This window comes from Actinoplanes sp. NPDC051633, from assembly GCF_040681735.1.
Lineage (GTDB): Bacteria > Actinomycetota > Actinomycetes > Mycobacteriales > Micromonosporaceae > Actinoplanes.
The window spans coordinates 1-5,620 of sequence record NZ_JBFAZH010000474.1 but is presented as its reverse complement, the minus strand read 5'-3'; the positions used below and the strand labels follow the sequence as shown (position 1 = coordinate 5,620).

Sequence of the window (5,620 nt, the reverse complement as noted above, 5' to 3'; positions counted from 1 at the left end):
GGCGGCGGCGCTCGACACTTGGCTGGCGGGGCTCTTCCCCAGCCACCTGCCCGGGGTGAGCCTGGTCGCGGTCGGCGGGCTCGGGCGGCGCGACTGCGCGCCGCACAGCGACCTCGACCTGGTGCTGCTGCACGACGGGCAGGCCGGGATCGACCGCATCGCGTCGGCGCTCTGGTATCCGGTCTGGGACGCCAAGCTCGGCCTGGACCACTCCGTGCGCACGCTGCCGGAGGCGCTGTCGGTGGCGCACGACGACGTCAAGGTCGCCCTCGGGCTGCTCGACGCCCGCTACGTCGCGGGGGACCGGCGCCTGGCCGAGGATCTGGTCACGGCCGCCGGCGACCAGTGGCGGCGTACCGCCGTGCGGCTCATGCCACAGCTCAGGGAGCTGACCCAGGCGCGCTGGGCGCAGCACGGCGAGCTCGCCTTCCTGCTCGAGGGCGACCTCAAGGAGGCGGCCGGCGGGCTGCGCGACATGACCATCCTGCGCGGCATCGGCCGGGCCGGCGTGGCGGACACCCTGCGGCCCGCGGTCCGCGCCGCGAACCTGCGGCTGCTGGACACCCGCGACGCGCTGCACCTCGCGGTCGGGCGCCGGGTCGACCGGCTCGTCGCGCAGGAACGGGCGGCGGTGGCCGAGCTGCTCGAGCTCGACGACGGGGACGCGCTGCTGCGCCGGGTGGCCGGCGACGCCCGGACCATCGCGCACGCCCTCGACGACGCGTGGCGGGCGACCGACCGGCTGCGCAACGGACGCCGCCGGGGGATGCCGCCCGGTGTGCCGGCCCGCCGCCCGGTGGCGCGGGACGTGGTGGAGCAGGACGGCGAGCTGGTGCTGGCGCGTACCGCGATCGGTCCCGTGCCGGACCCGAGTCTCTCGCTGCGGGTGGCCGCGGCGGCCGCGACCACCCGGCTGCCGATCGCCCGCGCGACCAGTGAGTGGCTGGCCGCCTTCTGCCCGCCGTTGCCGGCCCCGTGGCCGTCGTCGGCCCGCGCCGCGCTGGTCTCGTTGCTCGGCTCCGGCGCCGGCCTGCTGCCCACCTGGGAGACCTGCGACCGGTACGGGCTGATCGACGCGTGGCTGCCCGAGTGGGCTCGGATCCGCAGCCTGCCGCAGCACCACCCGGTGCACCGCTTCACCCTCGACCGGCACCTGGTCCAGGCTGCCTACGAGGCGACCGCGCACACCCGTGAGGTGGACCGCCCCGACCTGCTGCTGATCGGCGCCTTCCTGCACGACATCGGCAAAGGATTGCCGGGGGACCACAGCGTCGTCGGCGCACCGATCGCGGCCGAGATCGCGGCCCGCATCGGGTTCCCGCCGGCCGACGTGGCGACCGTCGAGAAGCTGGTCCGCCTGCACCTGCTGCTGCCCGACGTGGCGACCCGCCGCGACCTGAGCGACCCGGTGACGATCTCCACGGTGGCCGAGACGGTCGGCGACACCACCACGCTCGACCTGCTGCACGCGCTGGCCTCCGCCGACTCCCGGGCCACCGGCCCGGCCGCCTGGTCGGACTGGAAGGACCGGCTGATCGCCGATCTGGTCGGCAAGGTGCACACCGCCCTGGACACCGGCGCGCTGCCCGCGCCGCCGCAGCCGGACCCGGAGCTGCTGGCCGGCGAACTGCCCGCGGTGCACCTGGACGGTGACCGGGTGGCGGTGGCCGCCGCCGACCGCAGGGGTCTGCTCTCCGCGGTCGCCGCCTGCCTGGCGATGCACCGGCTCGACGTGTCCAGCGCCGACGCGTCCACCGTGGATGGTCGAGCCATCGTGGAGTTCCAGACCCAGCCACGGTTCGGCTCGCCGTACGACCCGGTGGCGCTGGCCGCGGACCTGCGCAGGGTGGCCGCCGGCGACGTGTCGGTGACCCAGCGGGTGCGGGCCCGCGCGATGAGCGCCCGCGGCCACGCCGCCGAGCCGCGCGTGGTGTGGCACCGCGAGATCGCCACCGACGCGGCGGTTCTGGAGCTGCGGGCGGCCGACTCGCCCGGACTGCTCTATCGGGTGACCACCGCGCTGGACGAGAGCGGCGCCGAGGTGCGCGCGGCCCGCATCTCCACGCTGGGCGGTGACGTGGTCGACGCGTTCTACCTGGTCGGCGACTACATCGACGGCAAGGTCGAGGCCGCCGTCATCGATGCCGTGTAACCAACGCGGCGCCGGCGCGTTGAAGTGATGTGCTGGACGCGAGCGGGCCGACGCTGAGCGCGACCGCCGTCCGGAACGGCTCGATCGCGGCTCGCGACCTGCTCGCCCGGGCCGCGCTGGTGCCCGGCGTGGCCGCGCTGCTCGGCGCCGCCCGGCGCGGCGATCGCCGGTGGCTGCGCCGGCTGCGACCCAAGGCCCGGCCCGCGCTGCTGGCGGCGCTGGCCCAGACGATCGCGCTGCAGGACCGCCTGCCCGGCGACCGGCGGGACGCGCTCGCGCTGTACGCGCTGATCCGCGACACGTACGGCGCGTACGCCCTGTCGCCGGCCCATCAGTCGCTGCACGCGCAGCTGACGCTGGCCTGGGACGGCCCGGAGGAGACGGCGGCGCTGCTGAAGGCGTACCGGCGGATGCGGCCCGCGGTGCGCGCGGCGCTCGAGGTGGACCTGCTGAACCCGTTCGCCGTCCGCAGCCCCGCCACCACCCTTGAGCGGACTGAAGACAGCTTTGCCGTCCGCAGCCCCGCCACCACCCTTGAGCGGACTGAAGACAGCGCCGAGCGTCCGCCGGAGCCCTGGCTGGCCGCCTTCCGGGCCCTGCTGCCGGATCCGGCGCCCACGCTCGACGGGAGCCCGACCCGGCCGCAGAACCTGTGCGCCTTCGACCGGCTCGGCCCGGCGACGCCACCGGCCGAAGTCGAGGCGCCGCACCGGGTCTCGGTGGTGATCACGTCCTACCGGCCGGACGAGGGACTGATCACCGCGGTGCGGTCGATCCTCGCCCAGACGTGGCGCAACATCGAGATCATCGTCGTGGACGACGCCTCGCCGCCGGAGTACGACGCCGTGCTGGAGCGGGTTTCCCACCAGCGGGTCCGCATCGTCCGGCAGCCCCGCAACATGGGCACCTATGCCGCCCGCAACGTCGGGCTGGACATGGCCGGCGGCGAGTTCGTCGCCTTTCAGGACGACGACGACTGGTCGCACCCGCGCCGGCTGGAGAAGCAGGTCGCGCCGCTGCTCGCCGACCCGTCGCTGGTGGCCAGCACCAGCGAGGGCCTGTCGGTGACCGCCGACCTGCTGCTCAACCGCGCCGGCGTGCGCACCGGCCGGTTCAACCCGTCGTCGCTGGTGCTGCGGCGGGCGACGGTGGTGAGCCGGATCGGCTACTTCGACCGGCTGCGCAAGGCGGCCGACTCCGAGTACATCGGACGGATCGGGGCCGCGTTCGGGGCGGACGCGATCCGGCACCTCGACGAGCCGCTCGCGCTGATCCGGCTGACCGAGAACTCGTTGTCCCGCGCCGAGATCCGGCCGCACTGGATGCACCCGGCCCGGGTCGCGTACCGGTCGGCGTATCTGCACTGGCACAAGGCGATCGCCGCCGGGGAGGCGGAGCCGTTCCGGCCGGCCGACGGCACGGACCGCCCGTTCCCGGCGCCGCCGCATCTGCTCGGGCAGGCTCGCGACGATGCGTTCGACGTGGTGGTCGCCGGCGACTGGCGGTACGCGACCGGGCCGGTCCGGTCGGCAGTGGACGAGATGCGGGCGCTGGCCGCGGCGGGGCTGCGCGTCGCTCTGGTGCAGATGGACGCGTACCGGCAGGCGCACCGGCTGCGGATCCCGTCGTGCCCGGCGATCCAGGAGCTGGTCAACGCCGGCGTGGTCGAGCACGTGCACCTGACCGATGCGTGCCGCACGGAGCTGCTGCTGGTGCGGCAGGCCGAGGTGCTGCAGTACGCGCCGGACGACCCGAGCGCGCTGGCGGCCGCCCGGGTGCTGGTGGTCGCCGACCGCGCGGACGATTCGTACGACCCGGGGGAGTGCGCGGCCCGGATCCGGCGGGTGTTCGGCCGGTCCGCCGTGTGGTGCCCGCAGGACGCCGGGGTGCGCGCGGCGCTGCCACCCGGGCTGGAGCTGACCGCGGCGGACCTGCCGGCGGTCGTCGACGCGAGTGGCTGGCATGCCCGCCGGACCGGCGCGAGCGAGGGCGGGCCGATCGTCGGCGCCGACCTGTGCGACGGCGACCCGATCACCACGCTCGCCCGGCTGTCCGATGTGGACGTGCGGCTGCGGCTGGCGGACGGGCCGCCGGATTCGGTCGCTCCGGGCGTACCCTCAGATTGGCTCGTCTTCGCGGCCGCCGCGGTCGCGCCGCGGCCGTTCCTCCACCAGCTCGACTTCTATCTGCACGTGCCCGGCCCGGCCGCCGCCGGGACGCTCTCCCGCCCCGCGCTGGAGGCGGCCGCCGCCGGATGTGTCGTGATCCTCCCGGAGCGGTCCGCCGCGCTCTACGGCGACGCCGCGGTCTACGCCGAACCGGCCGAGATGCCGGAGACCGTGCGTCGATATGCTTCGGACCGAGAGCTCTTCGCCGAGCAGAGCCGGCGCGCCCGAGCGGTGGTTCCGAGGGCCCACCACCCGGAGTTGTTCGTCGACGCAGTGATGAGAGGACGCCCATGAGCCGCCTGCACCAGCTCGCTCGCCGCGTGGCGAGGCGGCTGCTCGGCGTGACCTCGAGGACCGCCACCGGCCTCCTCGCACTCGTGGTCGCCGGCGCGGCCGTCGCGACGGTCGCGCTGACCGGCCGGGTGCCGCTCGCGATGGCGCTGCTGACGCTGCTGATCACCGTCGGCCTGGCCGGCCTGTGGCAGATGTCACGGCGGGCGGCCGGCCTCTTCCGCGCGCAGCACGAGGCGATCCACGACCTGCGGCTGCTCACCGAGCAGGTGCAGCGCCGGGTGATCGCCGCGGTGGAGAAGGAGCGGCTGGAGGCCGGCGACCGGCACCTCGAGATGACGGCGGCGATCGCGCGCGCCGACCGCCTGACGCCCGAAGGTGCCGAGTCGTTGCTGCGCGGGCAACATGGCGAGATGCAGGCGATGTTCCAGCTCTTCCGCACGGTGACACCCCGCGCGCCGATGCCCTCCGGCCCGCGCCCGGCCGACCTGCTGGGCCTGCTGCACCTGGTGCGCGACCGCAGACCCGCCCTGACGGTCGCGCTGGGCGTGGGTCCGGCCACGATCTGGCTCGGGTACGCGGCCCAGGAGTCGGGCCGCCTCGTGGCCGTCGACCACGACGCCGGCCGCGTGGCCCGCGCCCGTGCCGACGTGCTGGCGCACGGCCTCACCGCCACCGAGATCGTGCACGCCGCCCCGGCCGAGCTGACCGTCGACGGCCGCAGCACCGACTGGTACGACGTCGACGCCCTGGACGCCCTCAAGGACATCGGCCTGCTGATCGTCACCGGTCCGTCCCCGGCCGGGTCGGACGCGCTCGCGCCGGCGCTGCACGTGCTGGGCCGCCGCCTCGCCGCCGGCGCCGCGGTGGTGGTCGAGGACGGCCCGATCCCGCGCCCACGCGGCTTCGACGGGCTTGTCCCGGCGCCGTTGCCGACCGGCGGCTGGACGGTGCTCACGCACCCGCCCGCCCTGTCCCCGCTACCGTCCTGACCGCGCAGACGCAGGTG

3 protein-coding genes are annotated in these 5,620 nt (G+C 75.6%); all 3 read left to right on the top strand.

The annotated features are described in order from the left end of the window. Positions 1–2,152 (top strand): [protein-PII] uridylyltransferase (locus AB0M20_RS24185; RefSeq protein ID WP_364301738.1); only part of this gene is annotated, 2,152 nt, incomplete at its 5' end. Positions 2,153–2,181: 29 nt separating this feature from the next. Further along, the gene (locus AB0M20_RS24180) at positions 2,182–4,614 is read left to right on the top strand and encodes a glycosyltransferase (protein WP_364301736.1); all 2,433 of its coding nucleotides are present in this window, start codon (positions 2,182–2,184) and stop codon (positions 4,612–4,614) included. Then, positions 4,611–5,603, top strand: coding sequence for a class I SAM-dependent methyltransferase (locus AB0M20_RS24175; protein WP_364301734.1), 993 nt, complete (start codon positions 4,611–4,613; stop codon positions 5,601–5,603). The genes AB0M20_RS24180 and AB0M20_RS24175 overlap by 4 nt, the downstream gene beginning before the upstream one ends. Positions 5,604–5,620 lie beyond the last annotated feature (17 nt).

Coding starts and splice junctions, on each gene's coding strand:
- AB0M20_RS24175 (WP_364301734.1), top strand. CDS start 4,611: ATGAGCCGCCTGCACCAGCTCGCTCGCCGCGTGGCGAGGCGGCTGCTC.